A 19,513-nucleotide genomic window follows, 5' to 3' on the forward strand; every position below is an offset into this window, starting at 1 on the left:
TTGGGTGGTTCGGTTTCCGAAGCGACAGGGAGAGACATGCGACGCCCCCACGGCCGTGCCGCCACCACGCGGATCGCCCTGATATCGGCCGGCACGGCCGCCGTGCTCGGCCTCGGCGGCCTCACCGCCGGCTCCGCGGCAGCAGCGGGCACGCCCGCCCCCGACCGGACGACCGGCCCCACGGCGACCGCCCCGGCGACTTCCCCGGCGACCGCCCCGCCAGCCACCCCGCCAGCCGTCGGGCAGCAGGTCCTCTCCACCTTCACCGTCGCCTATCCCGCCGCGCCCTACCGCACCCACAACATCGCGCGCGCCGTGGAACTGATCAACGGCGCCGTCGTCGAGCAGGGCGACATCTGGAGCTTCAACCAGGCGGTGGGCGAGCGGACCAAGGAGAACGGCTTCGTCGACGGCATCATGATCAACGACGGCCGTTACGTGAAATCTCCCGGCGGCGGGGTCTCCGCGGTCGCGACGACCATGTACAACGCCATGTTCTTCGCGGGCCTGAAGCCGGTGGAGCACGGGGCGCACTCCTTCTACATCGAGCGGTACCCGGAAGGCCGCGAGGCCACCGTCGCCTGGGGCACGCTCGACCTGCGCTGGCAGAACGACTCGGGGCACCCCGTGACCGTCCGGGCCTCGTCCACTCCCGATTCGGTGACCGTCACCCTGCTCGGCACGAAGCAGTACGACGACGTACGCGCGACCAAGGGCCCCCGCACCCACATCACGCCTCCGGTGAAGCGCACCGTCACCGGCCCCACCTGCGAGCCGCAGACCCCGCTGGAGGGGTTCGACGTCTCCGTGGACCGCGTCTTCGTCCGGGGCGGCCACGAGGTCGGCCGCGAGACCTTCCGTACGCACTACACCCCGCGCGACGAGATCGTCTGCGCTCCGGAATCCCCCACGGCCACTCCGGGCGGGAGCCCGTCGGGCTCCCCCGGGACCCCGTCGGCTCCCGCGGCGCCCGCTCCGTCCGTGACGTCCCCCGCGCCCGGTACGACCGCCGCACCCGCCCCCTCCGACACCGGAACGGCACCCACGCCTAGGGCGTGATCAGGATCTTGCCGCGTGCTTCGCCCCGGTGGAGCCGGTCGATGGCCTCGGGGGCCTCGGCGAGCCGGCAGGTGAGGTGGACGGCCGGGGACAGGGTGCCGTCGTCGACGTGCCGCCCCAGGATCTTCAGGTCGGCCTGACGTTCGGCGCAGACGAAGCCCTTCAGGCCGTGCCGGACGAAGGGGTTCAGCAGCGCCGCCCACAGGACCCGGCCCATGCCGCCCAGCCAGGGGCCGCCGCCCTCGCCTCCGATGATCACGAGCGTCCCGCGTGGGGTCAGGGCCCGCCGGAGGACGGACAGGGGGCGGTTGCCCGCGATGTCCAGGACGAGGTCGTAGCGGCGTACGCCGTCCGTGAACTCCTCGCGGGTGTAGTCGATGACCTCGTCCGCGCCGAGCTCCCGCACCAGCTCCGTCTTGGTGGTGCTGCACACTCCGGTGACGTGCGCTCCGTACGCCTTGGCCAGCTGGACCGCGAAAGTGCCGACCCCGCCCGCGGCGCCGATGACCAGGACCCGCTGCCCCGGCCGTACGCGCCCCGCGTCGCGCAGTGCCTGGAGGGCGGTGAGCCCGGAGATCGGGAGGGCCGCCGCCTCGGCCAGGGGCAGCCCCGCGGGCCTGAGCGCCAGCTTGTCCTGCCGCGCGGTCGCGTACTGCGCGAAGGATCCCTCACAGATGCCGAACACCTCGTCCCCCACCGCGAAGGCGCTCACCCCCTCGCCGACCGCCTCGATCCGCCCGGAGACCTCCCGGCCGCGTACGGGAACCTTGGGCGCGCGCAGCCCGTACCCGAGGAGCCGCAGCAGGTGGGGCTTGCCGCTCATGAGGTGCCAGACCCCCGCGTCCAGGCCGGCGGCCCTGACCGCCATGAGCACCTCCCCCTTGCCCGGTATCGGCGTTTCGATGTCCCTGAGCTCCAGCACCTCGCTGGAGCCGTACCCGTCCTGCACGATCGCCTTCACGGCGCCATCCCTTCCTGATCTCCGTATTGGAATACCTGTTCGAGCGACACCGTGAAGACGCGCGCGATCCTGAAGGCCGTCTCCAGCGAGGGCGAGTAGCGGCCCTTCTCGATGGCGATGACGGTCTGGCGGGTCACGCCGATGCGCTCCGCCAGCTCGGCCTGGGTCATTTCCCCGGCCTCGAAGCGCAGGATCCTGATCCGGTTCGTGATGCCGGTCGGCTTCACCACGACTGGAACCCCTGGCGGTAGGCGGCGAGCTTGACGGCCGAGCCGAGCACCGCCGAGAGGACGAAGCCCAGGTAGAGGGCGTTCGAGATCCAGAAGCGGTCCGCACCGGCCATCGACAGGATCAGCGCGGCCACGGCGCCGATGGCGAGGAAGGACTGCCCGGCGTGCTCGCCGATGCGGCCGATCTCCTTGTCCCGCTGGTCCTTGACGTCGGCCTCGCCGGGCCTGGTCAGCGCCGCCGCGATGTTGAGGAGGATCGCGGCTGCGATGGCCCCGCCGACCGTCCAGAGCAGCGGAGTGATGTACGGGACCTCCGCGAGGGGGGTCCCGTCGCCCGACCGGCCCAGGACGACGGCCAGGTAGACCGCGTACCCGACGATCGCGACCACCCCCATGATCCATGCGCGCTTCTCCTCGAAGGCCACGACCGCACCTGCTCCCGTGTAAAAGAACTTTGACATCACGAAGGTAAAAGGATCCATACCTCGTGTCAACAATTTCTTACATCCGCCTTCGTGGGTGCGGCCCGGGCCCCGTGTCACCCGGGCGCGCGGCCCCGCTGGCACCACGGCCGTACCCCGGGCTTGCTGGACGGATGAGACCAGAAGCACCGGGGACGGCCCCGGTACAGAGCCTGAGCACCCCCAGGGCGGCGGGGCTCGCGGGGATCCTCTTCGCCGCCCTCATGGCGGCGGCCATCGTGCTGGCCCGGATCGCCCTGCCGGAGGGAGGCGGCGCGGCCGACATCGAGGTCACCGCGGGGCAGCGGGACGCGGTGACCACAGCGCTGGAGCTGGTCCCCTTCGCGGGCATCGCCTTCCTGTGGTTCATGGGCGCGCTGCGGGAGCATTCCGGCGAAGCGGAGGACCGGTTCGTCGCCAGCGTGTTCCTGGGCAGCGGGATCGTCTTCGTCGCCTGCCTCTTCGGCGCCGCCGCGGCCGCGGGGACCGTGCTGGACGCCGATCAGCCCCAGGAGTTCGGCCGCCACTTCGCCTACACGCTGCTGACCACGTACGGGATGCGGATGGCCGCCGTGTTCGTGTTCGCGACCTCCACGATCGGCCGCCGGCTCGGCGCCTTCCCGCGCCCGCTGGCCCTGACCGGGTACCTCGCCGGCCTGGTGCTGCTGGTGGCGGGGTCCTCCCTGCCCTGGTCCGAGCTGGTCTTCCCGGCCTGGGCCCTGCTCGTGAGCGTGTACATCCTGCGATCGGGCCGGGGCCGCTCCCGGCCCGCCCCCTGAGGGGCCACCGCACATCACTCCGATGGCGGTACCTGACGCGCTCCTTAGCACCATCGCGCGCAGGCTGGTTCGGAAAGCCCAGGGGGGCGCCGAAAGGACACACTGTGCTGAGGCTCGTCGTCGATCTCAACCGGTGCCAGGGATACGCGCAGTGCGCCTTCCTCGCCCCCGACGTCTTCGCGATGCACGGGGACGAGGGACTGCTCTACGATCCGCAGGCCGAGGCGGCCCAGCGCGAGCGCGTGCTCCAGGCCGCGGCCGCCTGCCCCGTGCAGGCGATCCTCGTGGACGAACTGGACCTGGCCTCCACCGCCCCTGCCGCCGCCTCCCACGGGGAGGCCTCCGATGGCTGACACCACCCTGGACCAGCTCAAGCGCTCCGGCCGGATCGTGGTCGTCGGCGCTTCGCTGGCCGGCCTGCGGGCCGCCGAGGTCATCCGGGAAAAGGGCTTCGCCGGCTCGCTGACCCTGATCGGCGACGAGCCCCACGAACCGTACGACCGGCCGCCGCTGTCCAAGCAGGTGCTGCTGGGCAAGGCCGACGCCGAGGGCACCCGGCTCCCCCGGCGTCGCGACATCGACGCCGAATGGCGCCTGGGCGTCGCGGCCACCGGGCTCGACATGGCGGCCCGCACGGTGAAGCTCGCCGACGGCGAAGAGGTCCCGTACGACCGACTCCTGATCGCCACCGGGGTCCGGGCCCGGCCCTGGCCGAACGAGGCCGAGGGCGAGCTCGGCGGGGTCTTCACCCTGCGCACCCGCGAGGACGGGGCGGGCCTGGCCCGGGCCCTGGCCGCGGGACCGCGCCGGGTGCTGGTCATCGGCGCCGGGTTCACCGGCTCCGAGATCGCCTCGGCGTGCCGCGAACGCGGACTGGAGGTCACCGTCGCCGAACGCGGCAACGGTCCCCTGGTCGGCGCCCTGGGCGGGGTGATCGGGGCCGTGGCCGCCGAACTCCAACGGGAGAACGGCGTGGACCTGCGGACCGGGATCTCGGTGACCGCCCTGGAGGGCGACTCCACCGGACGGGTCCGCGCCGCGCACCTCTCCGACGGCACCACGCTGGAATGCGACGTGGTGGTCGTCGGGCTCGGCGCCCAGCGCAACACCGAGTGGCTGATGGGCTCCGGGCTCGGCGCGGGTCCGCGCGGCATCGCCTGCGACGCGGGCTGCCGGGCCTTCGACCTGCGCGGGATCGTCACCGACGACATCTACGTGGCGGGCGACGTGGCCCGCTCCCCGCACGCGCTGTTCGGCTACCAGTTCCTCTCCCTGGAGCACTGGGGCAACGCCGTGGCGCAGGCCGAGACAGCCGCCCACAACATGATGAGCGAGAGCACGGACCGTCGGCCGCACCTGTGGGTGCCGGCCTTCTGGTCCTCCCAGTTCGGGGTGAACATCAAGTCCGTCGGCGTTCCCTCCATGGGCACCGAGATCATGATCACCCAGGGATCCCGGGCCGAGCGCCGGTTCACCGGGGTCTACGGCTACCAGGGCCGGATCATCGGGGCCGTCACCTTCGACAACGGGCGCTGGCTGCAGTTCTACGAGAAGCAGATCGAGTGCACGGCGCCGTTCCCGCCCCCGTTCACCACGGTGGACCGCCGCCCCGACGGGCAGCGGCCGATCCCGGCCGACTTCCCCGACCCCTCCGTGCCCACGCACGGCCCGACCATCACCCTCAGCGGGTACTCGCCGGCCGACCGCCGGATCGCCACCTTCACCCCCGCCGGGCACTGACCCGCACGTTCCCGGAGGACCCTCATGGCCCACGGCATCCTGAGCCAGATCCTGGACTATTCCAGCCGCGCGAACCCGTACCCGCTGTACGAGGAGCTGCGCAAGACCCCCGTCTTCCACGACGGGACCGGCCCCTACGTCATCAGCACCTACTACGACATCCAGAGCCTGCTGCACGATCCGCGGCTCAGCTCCGACGCCCGCAACCTGGCCGCCACGGCCGGGGACCCGCTGGCCGAGGGCGGGGAGGCGGAGGAGACGGCGCTGCCGCCGAGCTTCCTGAAGCTGGACCCGCCGGAGCACGACCGGCTGCGCCGGATGACCAACCGGCCCTTCGGGCCGCCGCACTCCCCGCACCGCGTGGACGGGATGCGGGGCGGGCTGAAGGACATCGTCAGCGGTCTCATCGACAACCTCGGGAACACGGAGGACATCGACCTGGTCGACCAGTTCGCGTACCCGTTCCCGGTGACGATGATCTGCCAGCTGCTCGGCGTACCGCGCGAGGACGAGCCCAAGTTCCACGTCTGGGCCGACACCCTCGCCGCCAGCCTGGACCCCGATCCGGACGCGGATCCGGCCGAGCGGCAGCGCAAGACCCACGACTCCCGCATGGAACTGGGCATGTACCTGGCCGGGCTGATCGAGCAGCGCCGGAAGGACCCCGGCGAGGACATGCTCTCCCAACTGGCCGTGGGACACGGCCCGGACGAGTCCATGTCCACGATGGAGCTGCTCAGCACGGCGGCCCTGCTGCTGATCGCCGGCCACGAGACCACGGTCAACCTGATCACCAACGGGATGCTGACCCTGCTGCGCAACCCCGACGTGCTGGCGAACCTGCGACAGGAGCCCGGCCTCGCCGTGCCGCTGGTGGAGGAACTGCTGCGGTTCGAGCCGCCGGTTCAACTGCTGCCGCAGCGAACGCCGTTGGTGGACATCGAGGTCGGCGGGATCACCATTCCGAAGGGCTCCTCGATGTGGCTGATCCTGGCCTCCGGCAACCGGGACCCGAACCGCTTCGAGAACCCGGACCGCTTCGACCCGTACCGCAAGGACATCCAGCACCTGGGGCTGGGCAGCGGCATCCACAGCTGCTTCGGCGCCCCGCTGGCACGGCTGGAGGCCCAGCTGGCGCTGACCGAGCTGGCCCGGCGGCTGGAGAACCCCCGGCTGCTGGAGGATCCGCCGCCCTACCGGCAGAACGCGGTGCTGCGCGGGCCCCGGCACCTGCGGATCGCCTGCGACGGGATCCGCGCCTGAACCGGCACTGAGCAGGCCCTGAGCAGGCCCGAGCGGGCCCCGGACCGTCCCTGGTCCGGGGCCCGCTCGCGGCTACCAGCCGAAGCGGCGGTCGACCTCGCGCTCGAACTCCTCGAAGGTCAGCACGTCGTCGCCGTCCGCGTTCGCCCGGTCGAAGAGGGCCGAGGAGGTGTCGACGTCGCCCACGGCCCAGAAGGGCAGATCGCCCTGGGCCGCGAGGGTGGGGCCCTTGCTGCGCAGGGCCGTGATCACCTCGACCCTGGTCAGCACCCCGTCGCTGTTCAGGTCGAGCGCGTCGAAGAGCTTGCGGGCCTTCTCACTCATGACAGGTCCTTTCGATGGGCGGCGCTGTGCGGGCGACGACGGGGCGCGGGCCCCGGGGCGTCAGCTTATGACCCGCCTCCCCGCCCCCCGGCGCCGGTGTCCCCCGCTACCGCACGCCCTCCGCCAGGGCCGTGACGGGCGCCTCGCGCTGATGCGGGACCGGTGGCACGGGGGAGAGCGGAGGGACCCCTGCGAGCGGCTCGGACCGCAGGTCCTGCTGGTGGAGCGCGACCGTCCGCGTGGGGGCGGGGATCGAGATGCCCTCCGCCCGGAACCGGCTGTGCAGCCGCTTGATGAACTCGTGCTTGATCCGGTACTGGTCGCTGAACTCGCCGACGCCGAGGATCACCGTGAAGTTGATCCGGGAGTCCGCGAAGGTGTGGAAGCGCACGGCTCCTTCGTGGTCGGGAACGGCGCCGTTGATGTCCGCCATCACCCCGTCGACCACCTCGAGGGTCACCCGCTCCACGTGCTCCAGGTCGCTCTCGTAGCCCACTCCCACCTGGACCATGATCGACAACTGCTGCTCGGGCTGGGTGAAGTTGGTCATGTTGGTGCGCGCGAGCCGCCCGTTGGGAATGATCACCAGGTTGTTCGACAGGTTGCGGACCACGGTGTTGCGCCAGTTGATGTCGACGACGTATCCCTCCTCGCCGCTCGTCAGACGGATGTAGTCACCGGGCTGCACCGTCTTCGAGGCGAGGATGTGGACGCCCGCGAAGAGGTTGGCGAGGGTGTCCTGCAGCGCCAGGGCGACGGCGAGGCCACCCACGCCGAGTGCGGTGAGCAGGGGCGCGATGGACACGCCCACGGTTTCGAGGGCGACGAGCAGACCCATCGCGAGCACCAGGACGCGCGTGATGTTGACGAATATGGTGGCCGATCCGGCCACTCCCGTCCGCGCCTGGGCCACGGACTGGACGAGTCCGGCCACGACGCGGGCCGCACCGACGGTGGCCACGAGGATCAGCAGTGCGGTCAGCGACTGGTTCACCCACCCGGAGACCCGCGGGCCCAGGGGCAGCGTCGAGGCGGCCACGGCAGCGCCGGCGATGACGGCCGCCGCGGGTGCGAGGGTGCGCAGCGCGTCGACGATGATGTCGTCGCCGCTCCAGCGGGTCCTGAGCGCGTGCTTGGCCAGCCACCGCACGAGGGCGCGCAGGAGCAGTCCGGCGAGTCCGCCCGCGGCCAGGGCTATGCCCGCGATAAGCCAGTCGTGCAGGACGAGGTCCCGGGTCAACGGACGCCCTCCGTCACTCGCCGGACCGGGGCGGCGGCGGCTGTGCCTGCGGGCCGCCGGATGAGGGGTGTGGGTGTGGGCCTGATCACCTTGTCACCTGTCAGTTCGTCGTGCGTGGGGCCGCGTTCGCGCACGCGTGCGCGTACGGAACGGGGTGCCATCCTGCCCCATGATCAAGACGGTGGCGCAGGTGGGCCCCGGCGGATGCCCGACGTGGTCAGGTGCTCGGAGTGGTCAGGCGCCGCCGCCCTGTTGCCCGCCTTCGCCGCCGGCCCCGGGGGCTCCGGGCGCCCCAGGGGCTCCGGGCGCCTCGGGTACACCGGGTGCTCCGGTCGCCGCCGGGTCCAGGATCCGGTTGAGGAACTCCCTGGTCCGCTCCTCGCGGGGATCCCCCACCACCTGGGCGGCCGGCCCGTGCTCGACGACGACTCCGCCGTCCATGAAGACGACCCGGTCCGCGACCTCGCGGGCGAAGCTCATCTCGTGGGTGACGACCATCATCGTCATGCCCTCGTCCGCCAGGACCCGCATCACCGCCAGTACCTCGCCGACGAGTTCGGGGTCCAGTGCCGAGGTCGGCTCGTCGAAGAGCATCACCTCCGGCCCCATCGACAGGGCTCGGGCGATCGCCACCCGCTGCTGCTGGCCGCCGGACAGCTGGGCGGGGTACGCGCCGGACTTGTCGGAGAGGCCGACACGGGCGAGGTTCTTCTCGGCCAAGGCCTCGGCCTCGGCCCTGCCCCGGCCCAGGACGCGGCGCTGGGGCAGGGCGAGGTTGTCGCGCACGCTCAGGTGCGGGAAGAGGTTGAACTGCTGGAAGACCATCCCGATGCGGCGGCGTACGGCGTCGATGTCGACGTCCGGGTCGGTGACTTCGGTGCCGCCGACGAAGACCCGGCCCTCGCTGGGCTCTTCGAGCAGGTTCACGCAGCGCAGCAGTGTCGATTTCCCCGAGCCGGATGGCCCGATCACGCACACCACCTCGCCGCGGGCGATGTCGAGGTCGATGCCGCGCAGGACGTGGTGGGCTCCGAAGGACTTGTGCAGTCCCCGGATCTCGATCTCCGGGCCGTCCGTGGCCGTGCTGTCCACCGCTGGAGCCTCCTGTGGCATGTCTACCTCACACGGCCTTGTCCGCGCGGGCCTCCAGGCGGCGCACCACGAAGCTCAGTGGCACGGTCACCAGGAGGTAGCACAGGCCCGCGACCAGGATCGGGGTGGAGTTGGCGGTCTGGCTGGCGAGATCCCGCCCGAATTTCGTCAGTTCGCGCTCCGAGAGCGTCACACCGAGGAACAGGACGAGCGAGGAGTCCTTGAACAGCAGGACGAGTTCGTTGGTGAGGGGCGGGATGACGATGCGGAAGGCCTGCGGGATGACGATCGAGACCATGGCGCGCGCGTGGGAGAAGCCCAGCGAACGGGCCGCCTCCATCTGCCCCTTGGGTACGGCCTGGATGCCGGCCCGAATCGTTTCCGCCATGTAGGCGGCGGCCACGAGTCCCAGACCGATCGCGACCTTGCCGTACGTTCCGCCGGGGATCTCCGTACCGGGGAACGCCAGGGGCACCGCCACGCCCACGAAGATGAAGATCAGCAGGGCCGGCAGCCCCCGGAACAGCTCGATGTAGACGCTCGCGACCCACCGGTAGGGGGCCACGGAGGACAGTCTCATCATGGCGATGACCAGGCCGAGGACCAGGCCCAGGAGGAACCCGGACGTCGTGTAGATCACCGTGTTGCGCAGGGCCGTGGTGATGATCTCCGGGAAGAGCCGCAGCGCCAGGTCCTTCTGGGCGAACTGGTTCTGCAGCCTGCCCCAGTCCGCGGAGACGGCGATCAGCACCAGGACCGCGACGAAGAGCGCGTACTGCAGTCCCTGCGAGACCCGGCGGCGCTGGCGCCGGGTCAGCCGGGAGGTCACGGGGTGGTCTGGGGCAGCGGGCCGATCCACTGCTCGTAGAGCTTCTTGTAGGTGCCGTCGGCCTTGGCGTCGGTGATCGCCTTGTCGATCGCGGCCACCAGGGCGGTGTTGCCCTTCTTCACCGAGAAGCCGTACTGCTCGCCCGTCTCGATGTTCTGTCCGAGGGTGAACTCGGCCGCGTTCTTGGGGTCCTTGAGCCAGCCCTGGACCACGGGGTAGTCGATGACCACCGCGTCCACCTGGCCGGTGCGCAGCCCGTTGATGACCGCGTCCGAGCTCTCGAAGGCGACCGGGTCGAAGCCCTGGGCCTTGGCGTAGCTCTCGCCGGTGGTCTCGGCCTGGGCGCCCAGCTTCTTCTTCTTCGACTTGAGGTCGGCGAGCGAGGTGACGCCGCTCTTCTTGGTGGCGAGCAGCGCCTGCGTGGCGTCGAAGTAGGGGACGGAGAAGTCGACGTTCTTCTTGCGCTCGTCGGTGATCGTCATGCCGGCGGCCGCGAGGTCGCACTCGCCGGAGTTCAGGAAGGCACCGGTCTTGAAGTTCTCGAAGGGCGTGTCGAGGATCTTCTGCTCCACCTTGAGCCGGGTCGCCACCAGGTCGACCAGGGCCACGTCGAAACCGACGACCTTGCCGTCCTTCTCGAACTGGAACGGCGGATAGGGCAGGTGGGTGCAGGTCGTCAGCTTGCCCTTCTCCACGACGGGCACCCCGCCGGCCGCCTCGCTCGGGCCGTCGTCGCCCGAGGAGCATCCCGCGACGAGGAACGCACCCGCCGCCGCGGCCGCGGCGACCACGCGGATTCGGGGGCCTGCGGGGTGCTTGCGGTTTCCTCTGGCCGTCCGGAACACGGTTGACCTCCACGAGTGCGGGTCGAGCGGCGATCACGGAACGGGATCGTCCGCGGCGATCGTAAGCCACGGGCAGTGCCCGCTGAGGGATCTTCCGCCATGCGTTCCGGGGACGCCAGGGCGGATCCGGCCATGATCGCCCGAACGCCGGGGACGCCGGTCCGTCCATCTCTCACGACTCCGTCCGCCTCCCACGACGGGGCGGGTCCGTACGGACCCGCCCCGTCGTCATGCCCCCTTCGTGGCCGCCGTCGGCACTGTCGGCACTGTCGGCACTGTCGGCGCTCTCACAGGGTGAGCTCGCGCCGGCGTCGGCTGATCGAGTCGGGGTCCCAGCCCGGACGGGGTACGGAGGCCAGCAGCAGCCGGGTGTAGGGGTGATGGGGGTCGGTGAGGAGCTCGTCGACCGGTCGGTGCTCCATCGTGCGGCCGCGGTACATGACGAGCGCCTCGTCGCAGACGTAGCGGACGACGGCCAGGTCGTGACTGACGAACACCAGGCCGATCCCGGTGTCGCGCCGGATGTCGGACAGCAGGTTGAGCACCTGCGCCTGGACGGACACGTCCAGGGCGGACACCGCCTCGTCGAGCACCAGGACGGCGGGTCGCACCGCCAGCGCCCTGGCGATCGCGGCGCGCTGGCGCTGCCCGCCGGAGAGCCGGCGGGGCAGGGCGGCGGCCTCGCGGTCGCCCAGGCCGACCTGGGCCAGCAGTTCCCGTACCCGTGCGGTCCGGGCCGTCCGGTCGGACGTTCCGTGCAGTCTGAGGACTCCGTCGACCGTCTCGCCGATGCTCAGGCGCGCGTCGAGGGAGAGGTAGGGATCCTGGAAGACGATCTGGACCGCCTTGGCGCGGGCCAGCCGGGCCGGCCTCCCCCGTACGGAGGCCGCCAGCGGCCGGCCCTGCACCAGGATCTCGCCCGCGTCGGGGCGTTCCAGGCCGATCAGCATCCGGGCGGTGGTGGTCTTGCCCGAACCGGATTCCCCCACGATGCCGAGCGCTCCGCCGGCCCGTACGGAGAACGACAGGTCGTCGACGGCGACGACCTCCGTGCCCCCGGTCCGGTAGGTCTTGCGCAGTCCGGTCACCCGGAGGAGCTCCGGGGCGGTGTTCCCGCCGGACTTGGTGTCCTGGTCGGACTCGGTGTTCATCGGGCCTCCTTGAGCGCGAGCTCGGGCACGAGTTCGGCGGCGCGGTGACAGGCGACCTCGGCCGGACCGTGCCGCAGGAGCCGCGGCGGGGACTGGTCGCAGCGGCCCGGTTCGGCGAACCGGCAGCGGGGCGCGAAGGCGCAGCCGGGCGCCGACTCCAGCAGGCCCATCGGGGCCCCGGGGATGGGGGTGAGGCGGCCCGGGGGGCCTTCGAGGGGTGGGGAGGAGCCGAGCAGGCCCGCGGTGTACGGGTGCCGTGGGGAGGAGAAGAGCTCCGCCACGGGCGCGGTTTCGACGATCCGGCCCGCGTACATGACGTAGATCCGGTCGCTGACGGAGGCGGCGAGCTCGATGTCGTGGGTGATGAGGAGCAGTCCGAGGCCGCGTTCACGCTGGAGCCGGCCGAGGACGGCCAGGATCTCGGCCTGGGTACTGACGTCGAGCGCGGTGGTCGGCTCGTCGCAGAGCAGGAGCTTCGGCTCGGCGGTGAGGGCCGCGGCGATCACGACCCGCTGGAGCATGCCTCCGGAGAGCTCGTGCGGGAACTGGTTCAGGTGGCGGACCGGGTCGGGCAGGCCGACCGCGTCGAGCAGTTCGGCGGCCCTGACGTTCGCCCGGGCCCTGGACCAGCCGTGTACGAGGCGCAGCGGTTCGGTGAGGAAGTCCCCGACGCGGCGCACCGGGTTGATGGCGGCCCGGGGGTCCTGGTAGATCATCGCGGCCTTGTTCGTGCGCACCTCGCGCAGGCTCGCGGGGGTGGCGCCGACCAGGTCGGTCCCCTCCACCCGGACCCGGCCGCCGATCTCGGCGCCCTGCGGGAACAGGCCGAGGGCGGCTCGGGCGGTGACGGACTTGCCGGAGCCGGATTCACCGACCAGGGCGACGACCTCGCCGGCCGCGACGGTGAGGCTGACGCCGTCGAGGAGGGGGCGGGCCATCGCGGGGAGGGCGACGCGCAGGGCTTCGTAGGCGAGCAGTGTCATCGGGAGTCCCTCCCCGCGAGCCGGTCGCCGAGGTCTTCCCCGACGACGTTGAAGGCGACCACGACCAGGACGACCGCCACGGCCGGCGCGATCGCGGAGAGCGGCTGCCCTTGCAGGACGGCAGCCTGCCCCTGGTTGATCATGGCTCCCCAGTCGGGGGTCGGCGGCTGTACGCCGAGCCCGAGGAAGGAGAGGGCCGCGAGGTCGAGCAGGGCGTAGCCGAAGTTCACCGTCGACTGGGCGAGCAGCGTCGGGGAGATGTTGGGCAGCAGCCTGCGGACGGTGACGTACAGGGGCGAGTGGCCCTGCACCTGGTAGGCGGCGACGTAGGGCCGGGACTTCTCCCGGACGGCCAGGCCTCGTACGAGGCGTGCGGTGTACGGCATGTAGGCGATGGCCATGGCGATCACCGGAGCCGTCATCCCCTTGCCGAACAGGGCCACCGCGAGGATCGCGAGGAGCAGCGCGGGGAAGGCGAACAGGACGTCGAGGACCCGGCCGACGGCGGTGTCGATCCAGCCTCCGCGCCAGGCGGTGAACAGGCCGACGGCGACGCCGAGGACGGTGGAGAACAGGACGACCGCGAGCGGTCCGGCCAAGCTGGTCCGGGTGCCGACGAGCAGCGCCGAGAGGGTGTCGTGGCCGCCCTGGTCGGTGCCCAGCCAGTGCTGGGCGCCGGGCCCCAGGAGGGTGTCGCCGAGTTGTCCGAAGGTGGGGTCGTACGGGGCGATCCAGGGTCCGAGCAGTGCGATGAGCACGAACAGGACGAGGAGCGCGAGGCAGGTCCGCTGGAGCCGGCCGCCGCCGAGGCGGCGCAGCCGGGCGAGCGGGTCGCGGCGGGTACGGGGGGCGAGGGGCGTGGCGCCCGTTTCGGGAAGGGTGCTCGTCGGGTGGCTCATCGGGCGCTCCCGGCCGCGGCCGTGCGCGGATCGATCAGTGGCTGGACCAAGTCCACGAGGGCGTTGACGACGACGAAGGCGGCGACCACCAGCAGCACGATGGCCTGGACGACCTGGAAGTCGAGCTGGTCGACGGACTGCACCAGCAGGGAGCCCACGCCGGACATTCCGAAGGCGGTCTCCACGATCGCGGTGCTGACGAGCATGCCGGAGACCAGGAGGGCGGAGACGGTGACGATCGGTCCGAGCGCGTTGCGCAGGACGTGCCGCCGGATGACGGTGCGCCGTGGCGCTCCGCGGCTCAGCGCCACCTCCACGTGGTCCCGGGACAGTTCGTCGAGCATGGCCGAGCGGGTCACCCGGGTCACCAGGGCCGTGAAGGTCACGGACAGGGCGGCCGCCGGAAGGATCACGTGGTGCAGCCGGTCCATGAGTCCCTCGCCGTTGCCGATGGTGGGGAACCAGCCCAGCTGCACCCCGAAGACCGACCTGAGCAGCAGCGCGGCGACGAAGGCGGGCGCCGCCGCGCCCACCGTGACGAGCAGCATCAGCGAGCGGTCGGTGCGCGAACCCCGGCGCAGGGCGCCGACGATGCCGGAACCGATGCCGAACACGGCGATCATCAGGCCGGATACGGCGATCAGCAGCATGGAGGAGGGCAGGCGCGACCAGATCACGGAGGAGACGTCCTGGTGGAAGAGGTAGGAGCGGCCGAAGTCGCCGTGCAGCACCCCTTCGAGCCAGTTCCAGTACCGGACCAGGAAGGGTTCGTCGAAGCCGTACTGGCCGCGCAGCGCGGCGAGGTCCTCCGGGCTGGGGCTGCGTCCCTTGATGAGGAAGCTCGCCGGGTCGCCGGGGGCCAGGAAGAGGGAGGAGAAGACGAGGAAGGAAGTGACGAGCAGGGTCGCCGCCATGCCGGCGAGCTTGCGCAGCACCCGTACGGCGCGGGCCGTCGCGGCCGTCGCCGCGGCCGTCATCCCTTGGCTCCGATCTCGGCCGCCCACGGGTAGTAGAGGTAGGCGATGGAGGGCTGGACGCCGGTGATCTTCTTGCCCATGAAGACGCTGACGGGCAGCGTGTAGAGGGGCAGCCAGGGCAGTTCGCGCGAGGCGATCTTCTGCGCCTCGGCGTTGGCGGTCGCGTGCGCCGCGGGGTCGTACGCCCCGACGGCCTTCTGGACGGCGGCGTCGAAGGCCGGGTCGGACCAGTTGCCGTAGTTGCTGAAGGCTCCGGTCTCCAGGGAGGCGAACATGTCCAGCGGGTCGGTGATGGACGTGTACCAGAAGGTGAGGAAGAGGTCGATGCCCTCGCGGGCCGCGGGGTCGGTGAAGAGCGTCGTGTACTTCTCCGCGGAGAGCGAGTCGATCCGCGGCTTCAGCCCGATGGCGGTGGCGGCTTGGGCGACGGCCTGGGTGATGATCGTGGTCTGCGAGTCCAGCGGGCTGGTCGCGATCACGATCTCCTGGCCGTTCACTCCGGCCTCGGCGGCGAGCGCCTTCGCCTTGGCCGGGTCGTACGGGTACTTCGGCAGGTCCTTCAGGAGCGCTTCTCGGGTCGCGGGAGGCGCGTCGGCCCACAGGTTGTCGGTGACGAGCGAGTCGGAGACCTCGCCGACCCCGCCGGCGCCGGCCTTGACGATGCCCTTGCGGTCGGTGGCCATGAGGAGGGCCTGGCGGACCTTGGGGTTGCCGAGGGGGCCCTTGAGGTTGGCGACGACCTCGTCGGCGACGGTGGTGTTGCGGCCGAAGTAGAGCTTTCCGGCCTGCGTGGAGCCCAGTTGGGCGTAGGCGTTCGGCGGGACCATCCAGCCGCCGTCGACCTCACCGCTCTGGAAGGCGTTGACCCGGGTGGTGGCGTCGGCGAGGAAGACGAACTTCACCTCGCCGGACTTGGCCTTCAGTTCCTGGTTCCAGTACCCGTCGAACCGCTTGAGGGTGAGGGACTGGCCGGAGGTCCAGGATCCGAAGGAGAAGGGACCGGTGCAGTTCACGCCGGTCTGCGGATTGCCGTAGTCCTTGCCGGACTTGGCCAGGGTGGCGGCGGATTCCACGGTGCCGGGGCCGGCGGCCAGGTACTTGTTGAAGGTGGAGTCCGGCTTGGCCAGGGTGACGGTGACTTCCATCGGGCCGGTCTTGTCTATGGACTTGACGTTCTTGTACTGGTTCGCCCAGACGCTGGCGGTCTTCGGGTCGAGGTTGCGGCTCAGGGAGGCGACGACGTCGTCCGCGGTGAGCGCCGTCCCGTCGTGGAAGTGCACGCCGGGGCGGATCTGGTAGACCCACGTGGTGGGCGTGGGGTTGGTGTACGAGGCCGCGAGGCCCGGGGAGGTCGTCAGGTCCGGGTTCCAGCGGAGCAGGCTCTCGCAGACGTTGGAGAGGATCTGGTTCGGTGGGAAGTCGAAGGAGTACGCGTAGTCGATGGTGGTCGGCTCCGCGTAGACGGACCAGGTGAAGGAGTCCACGTTCCCGGTGGCGGCGGGCGTCTTGTCCGTGATCTGGAACGCGGCGGCGCGGTCCGCGTCCTTGTCGGCGGCGGCGCCGCCGCAGGCGCTCGTGACGAGCAGGGCGGCCGAGACGAGGGCCGCGGCCGCGGCGTGGCGGAGGCGGCCGCGGGTGTGGGTCTGGGTGCGGGTCTGGGTGTGGGCGCGGCGGTCGCGGTACAGCGGGGATCCCGATCGGGTGGATGACATCGTCTGGCTCCCTGAGGGATGAGCTCGGTGGGGTGGGTGACGCTCGGCCGGTGGCGGCCCGGCCGGTGGGCTGCGTGCGGTGACCAGTCGGTCGGTGACGGCTCGGTCCGTGGCAACTCGGTCCGTGAGGACTCGGTCCGTGACGGCTCGGTCCGTGACGGCTCAGTCGGTGACGGCTCAGTCGGTCGCGGCGAAGACCAGTTCGCCGTCGATGTACGTGCGCAGCACGCGGGTGTCGGCGATCTCCAGCGGGGGATGCGCGAAGGGGTCGCGGTCGAGGACGACGAGGTCCGCGTACTTGCCCTCCTCGACGGTGCCGGTGACCTCGTCGAGGTGGTTCACCCACGCGCTGCCGGCGGTGTAGGCGGTGAGCGCCTGGGAGAGGGTGAGCGCCTGCTCGGGGAAGAAGGGCGGAGCCGGTTCGAAGGTCCCGGTCGCGTTGGGGGCCTCGTCGGGTACGGAGCGGTTGACGGCGACGTGGATGCCCCACAGCGGGTTGGGGCTGCTGACCGACCAGTCGCTGCCGGCGACCAGGCGGGCTCCGGCGCGCTGGAGGTCGCCGAACGGGTACTGGAGGCGGGCCCGTTCCGGTCCGAGGAAGGGGATCGTGAGCTCGTCCATCTGCGGTTCGTGCGCGGCCCACAGGGCCTGGATGTTGGCGGCCGCGTCCAGGCTCGCGAAGCGGGCGATGTCGTCCGGGTGGACGAGCTGGAGGTGCGCGAGATGGTGGCGGTTGTCGTTGGCGCCGTTGGCCTCGCGCGCCTCGGCGAGGGCGTCGAGCACCTCGCGGACGGCCCGGTCGCCGAGCGCGTGGAAGTGGATCTGGAATCCGGAGCGGTCGAGCCGGGCCACGGCCTCGGTGAGCACCTTCGGATCGATGAAGCTGAGCCCGGAGTTGTTGGTGGCGCAGCCGCAGCCGTCGAGGTAGGGCTCCAGCATGCCGGCGGTGAAGTTCTCCGCGATGCCGTCCTGCATCATCTTCACGCTGGTGGCGTTGAAGCGGCCGACCTGTCCGGTACGGCGGCGCTCCTCGATGTCGGGTATCTGCTCGAGGCCGCGTTCGCGGTCCCACCACAGGGCGCCGACGACACGGGCGCGCAGGGAGCCCTCGCGGGCGGCGCGCAGGTAGACGCCGTAGTTGTCGGGGTTGCCGGGGAAGGAGCCGATCATGGCGTCCTGCCAGCTGGTGACGCCGAGGGAGAAGAGGTGTTGCTGCGCCGCGAGGAGGCCGGCGAGCGCCTCGTCCGGGGTGGCGATGGGCACGTGGTGGGCCACCAGCTCCACGGCGCCCTCCTGGAGGGTGCCGGCCGGGCTGCCGTCCTCCTCCCGCTCGATCCGCCCGTCGGCCGGGTCGGGGGTGGTGCGGTCGAGGCCCGCGACCTCCAGCGCCCTGGTGTTGACCCAGGCGCCGTGGCCGTCGCGGTTGGTGAGCAGGACGGGCCGGTCCGGGACCACCGCGTCGAGCAGGGCGCGGGTCGGCGTGCCGCCGGGGAAGACGTCCATCGACCAGCCGCCGCCGCGGATCCAGACCGCGTCGGGGTGGGCGGCGGCGAAGGCGGCGACCACCCCGAGGTAGCCCTCGACGGTGCGTTCCTCGCTCAGGTCGCAGCCGAGCATCTGGACTCCGGCCACCGCGGGGTGCACGTGGGCGTCCTGGAAGCCGGGGACGAGCAGTCCTCCCGCGAGGTCGACGACCTCGGTGTCGGCGTCCGCGAGCGAGCGCACGGTGGCGACGTCGGCCACGGCGAGGATCCGGTCGCCCGCGACGGCGACGGCGGCTTCGATCGGGGTGGGTGAGGTTCCGGTGAAGACCCGGCCCCCTACGAAGACGATGTCGGCACGCGGCCTGACCGGCTGCCTGGTGTTGCCCATCGACGCATCCTTCGGCTCGTTCGGCTCGGCGGGCGAGGCCCGCACGGCTGGTTCGTTGAGGAGGAGTGAACGGGAGCGCAACATTGTTGTCAACGGTGTTGCGCTCGCTCTGTTCCACATCGTTACACTGGCCTCACCATGCCGAAGTCATCCGACACACCCGCCCGGTCCAAGCGCGCCGGCAGCCAGCTCACACCCGACGCGATCATCGAAGCGAGCCTGCGCATCGCGGCTCGCGGCAGCGAGGACGCCTTCACCGTGCGGCGCCTCGGCGAGGAGCTCGGCGCCGACCCGACCGCGATCTACCGGCACTTCCGCGACAAGGACGAGCTGCTGCTCTCCGTCGCCGACCGCACGCTCGGCGAGGTGCTCGACCGCATCCCCGCGGGGCTCGACTGGAAGGACCGGCTGCGGGCACTCGCCGACGGCTCCCTCGAAGTGGCGCTCAGGTACCCGGTGGTCGGCTCGACCATGGCCAGCCGGACCACCCGCAGGCCCAACGAGTTCCGCGTCGTGGAGCTGATCCTCGGCGCGGTCACGGAGGCCGGCCTCGAGGGGGCCGAGGCGGCCGTCCACTACCGGATGGTCGGCGACTCCCTCCTGGCCTACGTCGGCCAGCGCGCCGCCTACCTGCTGTTCGCCCCGGAGGTCCGGGCCGCCGACGAGTCCTCCTGGAACCGCGAGTACCGCTTGGTCGACCCCGCTGGCTTCCCCCACATCACCCGGCTCGGCCCCCAGCTGGCCGAGGTCACGGACGAGCAGATCTTCGAGGCCAGGGTCGAGGCGCTGATCACCGCGATCGAGAACCGGGTCGAGGCACTGCGCGGAGCCTGACCCCCGACCCGCCGCCCCCTATCCCGGCGAACGCGCCGAGGACACCCTCCGCGAACGCACCCGCCGCGCCGGGAAGCAGCCCGACCCGGGCCCCCGTACGCCCGGCCGCCACCGGACACTCGGCGCCGCGGGCGCCGCGGCCCTCGCCGCCGCCCTGCTCTCCCCCGCCGCGCCGCGCGTCGTGGTCGTCGGCGCGGGGCTGGGGGGACTGCGCTGCGCGCACCGGCGCCGACGTGGAGAACTCCACCCTCAACGCGGCGGT

General features: G+C 71.6%; 20 protein-coding genes. 6 read left to right on the forward strand and 14 right to left on the reverse strand.

What is annotated here, in order from left to right:
- Nucleotides 1-36: 36 nt before the first annotated feature.
- The gene (locus ACFYYB_RS19665; protein WP_389436462.1) at nt 37-1,059 is read left to right on the forward strand and encodes a VanW family protein; all 1,023 of its coding nucleotides are present in this window, start codon (nt 37-39) and stop codon (nt 1,057-1,059) included.
- Here ACFYYB_RS19665 and ACFYYB_RS19670 read toward each other — a convergent pair.
- Genes ACFYYB_RS19670 through ACFYYB_RS19680 form a run of 3 tightly spaced genes read right to left on the reverse strand, consistent with a single transcriptional unit; the run spans nt 1,049 to nt 2,711 of the window.
- Nucleotides 1,049-2,020: an NAD(P)-dependent alcohol dehydrogenase gene (locus tag ACFYYB_RS19670; protein ID WP_389436463.1), complete on the reverse strand. Its 972-nt coding sequence runs from the start codon at nt 2,018-2,020 to the stop codon at nt 1,049-1,051. The two genes, ACFYYB_RS19665 and ACFYYB_RS19670, sit on opposite strands and share 11 nt — an antisense overlap.
- On the reverse strand, nt 2,017-2,190 hold the full coding sequence (locus ACFYYB_RS19675) for a helix-turn-helix transcriptional regulator (RefSeq protein ID WP_389437214.1): 174 nt from the start codon (nt 2,188-2,190) through the stop codon (nt 2,017-2,019). Before ACFYYB_RS19675 ends, ACFYYB_RS19670 begins: the two co-directional genes overlap by 4 nt.
- Before the next feature lie 53 nt (nt 2,191-2,243).
- Entirely contained in the window at nt 2,244-2,711 is a 468-nt protein-coding gene (locus ACFYYB_RS19680) for a hypothetical protein (protein WP_389436464.1), read from the reverse strand.
- 134 nt (nt 2,712-2,845) lie between these two features.
- On the opposite strand from ACFYYB_RS19680, the gene ACFYYB_RS19685 reads away from it, so the two are divergent.
- The 4 genes from ACFYYB_RS19685 (at nt 2,846) to ACFYYB_RS19700 (ending at nt 6,493) form a co-directional block, all read left to right on the forward strand.
- Nucleotides 2,846-3,490 (forward strand): hypothetical protein, encoded by a 645-nt coding sequence (locus ACFYYB_RS19685; RefSeq protein ID WP_389436465.1) that lies wholly within the window; start codon nt 2,846-2,848, stop codon nt 3,488-3,490.
- Between the two features lie 107 nt (nt 3,491-3,597).
- On the forward strand, nt 3,598-3,843 hold the full coding sequence (locus ACFYYB_RS19690) for a ferredoxin (RefSeq protein ID WP_389437215.1): 246 nt from the start codon (nt 3,598-3,600) through the stop codon (nt 3,841-3,843).
- Nucleotides 3,836-5,230, forward strand: a complete 1,395-nt coding sequence (locus ACFYYB_RS19695) for an NAD(P)/FAD-dependent oxidoreductase (protein ID WP_389436466.1) — start codon at nt 3,836-3,838, stop codon at nt 5,228-5,230. Before ACFYYB_RS19690 ends, ACFYYB_RS19695 begins: the two co-directional genes overlap by 8 nt.
- 24 nt (nt 5,231-5,254) lie before the next feature.
- Nucleotides 5,255-6,493 carry a cytochrome P450 gene (locus ACFYYB_RS19700; RefSeq protein ID WP_389436467.1) on the forward strand — a complete coding sequence of 413 codons (1,239 nt, stop codon included), beginning with the start codon at nt 5,255-5,257 and terminating at the stop codon, nt 6,491-6,493.
- 72 nt (nt 6,494-6,565) lie between these two features.
- Here the strand turns inward: ACFYYB_RS19700 and ACFYYB_RS19705 are convergent, their stop codons facing one another.
- The 11 genes from ACFYYB_RS19705 to ACFYYB_RS19755 all read right to left on the reverse strand — a co-directional run bounded on the left by ACFYYB_RS19705 (nt 6,566) and on the right by ACFYYB_RS19755 (nt 18,417).
- Nucleotides 6,566-6,817 carry an EF-hand domain-containing protein gene (locus ACFYYB_RS19705; RefSeq protein ID WP_266875230.1) on the reverse strand — a complete coding sequence of 84 codons (252 nt, stop codon included), beginning with the start codon at nt 6,815-6,817 and terminating at the stop codon, nt 6,566-6,568.
- 106 nt (nt 6,818-6,923) lie between these two features.
- Nucleotides 6,924-8,057 carry a mechanosensitive ion channel family protein gene (locus ACFYYB_RS19710; RefSeq protein ID WP_389436468.1) on the reverse strand — a complete coding sequence of 378 codons (1,134 nt, stop codon included), beginning with the start codon at nt 8,055-8,057 and terminating at the stop codon, nt 6,924-6,926.
- Nucleotides 8,058-8,291: 234 nt separating this feature from the next.
- On the reverse strand, nt 8,292-9,170 hold the full coding sequence (locus ACFYYB_RS19715) for an amino acid ABC transporter ATP-binding protein (RefSeq protein ID WP_389436469.1): 879 nt from the start codon (nt 9,168-9,170) through the stop codon (nt 8,292-8,294).
- Between the two features lie 7 nt (nt 9,171-9,177).
- Nucleotides 9,178-10,008 (reverse strand): amino acid ABC transporter permease, encoded by an 831-nt coding sequence (locus ACFYYB_RS19720; protein WP_374213292.1) that lies wholly within the window; start codon nt 10,006-10,008, stop codon nt 9,178-9,180.
- Nucleotides 9,975-10,823: an ABC transporter substrate-binding protein gene (locus ACFYYB_RS19725; RefSeq protein ID WP_389436470.1), complete on the reverse strand. Its 849-nt coding sequence runs from the start codon at nt 10,821-10,823 to the stop codon at nt 9,975-9,977. Before ACFYYB_RS19725 ends, ACFYYB_RS19720 begins: the two co-directional genes overlap by 34 nt.
- 287 nt (nt 10,824-11,110) lie before the next feature.
- Nucleotides 11,111-11,974 carry an ATP-binding cassette domain-containing protein gene (locus ACFYYB_RS19730; RefSeq protein ID WP_389436471.1) on the reverse strand — a complete coding sequence of 288 codons (864 nt, stop codon included), beginning with the start codon at nt 11,972-11,974 and terminating at the stop codon, nt 11,111-11,113.
- Entirely contained in the window at nt 11,971-12,957 is a 987-nt protein-coding gene (locus ACFYYB_RS19735) for an ABC transporter ATP-binding protein (protein WP_389436472.1), read from the reverse strand. Before ACFYYB_RS19735 ends, ACFYYB_RS19730 begins: the two co-directional genes overlap by 4 nt.
- Complete coding sequence (locus tag ACFYYB_RS19740; RefSeq protein WP_389436473.1) at nt 12,954-13,856, reverse strand: ABC transporter permease; 903 nt, start codon at nt 13,854-13,856, stop codon at nt 12,954-12,956. Before ACFYYB_RS19740 ends, ACFYYB_RS19735 begins: the two co-directional genes overlap by 4 nt.
- A complete protein-coding gene (locus ACFYYB_RS19745; RefSeq protein WP_327308665.1) occupies nt 13,853-14,833 on the reverse strand; it encodes an ABC transporter permease in 981 nt (326 codons plus the stop codon). The genes ACFYYB_RS19740 and ACFYYB_RS19745 overlap by 4 nt, the downstream gene beginning before the upstream one ends.
- Complete coding sequence (locus ACFYYB_RS19750) at nt 14,830-16,545, reverse strand: ABC transporter substrate-binding protein (protein ID WP_389436474.1); 1,716 nt, start codon at nt 16,543-16,545, stop codon at nt 14,830-14,832. The genes ACFYYB_RS19745 and ACFYYB_RS19750 overlap by 4 nt, the downstream gene beginning before the upstream one ends.
- 177 nt (nt 16,546-16,722) lie before the next feature.
- Nucleotides 16,723-18,417, reverse strand: a complete 1,695-nt coding sequence (locus ACFYYB_RS19755) for an amidohydrolase (RefSeq protein ID WP_389436475.1) — start codon at nt 18,415-18,417, stop codon at nt 16,723-16,725.
- A gap of 138 nt (nt 18,418-18,555) precedes the next feature.
- Between ACFYYB_RS19755 and ACFYYB_RS19760 the strand changes: the two genes are divergently transcribed.
- Nucleotides 18,556-19,251 (forward strand): TetR/AcrR family transcriptional regulator, encoded by a 696-nt coding sequence (locus tag ACFYYB_RS19760; protein WP_389436476.1) that lies wholly within the window; start codon nt 18,556-18,558, stop codon nt 19,249-19,251.
- The last annotated feature ends 262 nt before the right edge of the window (nt 19,252-19,513 follow it).

Origin of the sequence: Streptomyces sp. NPDC002886 (assembly GCF_042888445.1) — a bacterium.
Classification (GTDB): Bacteria; Actinomycetota; Actinomycetes; order Streptomycetales; family Streptomycetaceae; genus Streptomyces.

Bases quoted from the DNA above. Each gene is read 5' to 3' on its own strand.
- ACFYYB_RS19665 (WP_389436462.1), top strand. From the start codon at position 37: ATGCGACGCCCCCACGGCCGTGCCGCCACCACGCGGATCGCCCTGATA.
- ACFYYB_RS19675 (WP_389437214.1), bottom strand. From the start codon at position 2,190: ATGACCCAGGCCGAGCTGGCGGAGCGCATCGGCGTGACCCGCCAGACC.
- ACFYYB_RS19680 (WP_389436464.1), bottom strand. From the start codon at position 2,711: ATGTCAAAGTTCTTTTACACGGGAGCAGGTGCGGTCGTGGCCTTCGAG.
- ACFYYB_RS19685 (WP_389436465.1), top strand. From the start codon at position 2,846: ATGAGACCAGAAGCACCGGGGACGGCCCCGGTACAGAGCCTGAGCACC.
- ACFYYB_RS19695 (WP_389436466.1), top strand. From the start codon at position 3,836: ATGGCTGACACCACCCTGGACCAGCTCAAGCGCTCCGGCCGGATCGTG.
- ACFYYB_RS19700 (WP_389436467.1), top strand. From the start codon at position 5,255: ATGGCCCACGGCATCCTGAGCCAGATCCTGGACTATTCCAGCCGCGCG.
- ACFYYB_RS19705 (WP_266875230.1), bottom strand. From the start codon at position 6,817: ATGAGTGAGAAGGCCCGCAAGCTCTTCGACGCGCTCGACCTGAACAGC.
- ACFYYB_RS19715 (WP_389436469.1), bottom strand. From the start codon at position 9,170: ATGCCACAGGAGGCTCCAGCGGTGGACAGCACGGCCACGGACGGCCCG.
- ACFYYB_RS19730 (WP_389436471.1), bottom strand. From the start codon at position 11,974: ATGAACACCGAGTCCGACCAGGACACCAAGTCCGGCGGGAACACCGCC.
- ACFYYB_RS19735 (WP_389436472.1), bottom strand. From the start codon at position 12,957: ATGACACTGCTCGCCTACGAAGCCCTGCGCGTCGCCCTCCCCGCGATG.
- ACFYYB_RS19740 (WP_389436473.1), bottom strand. From the start codon at position 13,856: ATGAGCCACCCGACGAGCACCCTTCCCGAAACGGGCGCCACGCCCCTC.
- ACFYYB_RS19745 (WP_327308665.1), bottom strand. From the start codon at position 14,833: ATGACGGCCGCGGCGACGGCCGCGACGGCCCGCGCCGTACGGGTGCTG.
- ACFYYB_RS19750 (WP_389436474.1), bottom strand. From the start codon at position 16,545: ATGTCATCCACCCGATCGGGATCCCCGCTGTACCGCGACCGCCGCGCC.
- ACFYYB_RS19755 (WP_389436475.1), bottom strand. From the start codon at position 18,417: ATGGGCAACACCAGGCAGCCGGTCAGGCCGCGTGCCGACATCGTCTTC.
- ACFYYB_RS19760 (WP_389436476.1), top strand. From the start codon at position 18,556: ATGCCGAAGTCATCCGACACACCCGCCCGGTCCAAGCGCGCCGGCAGC.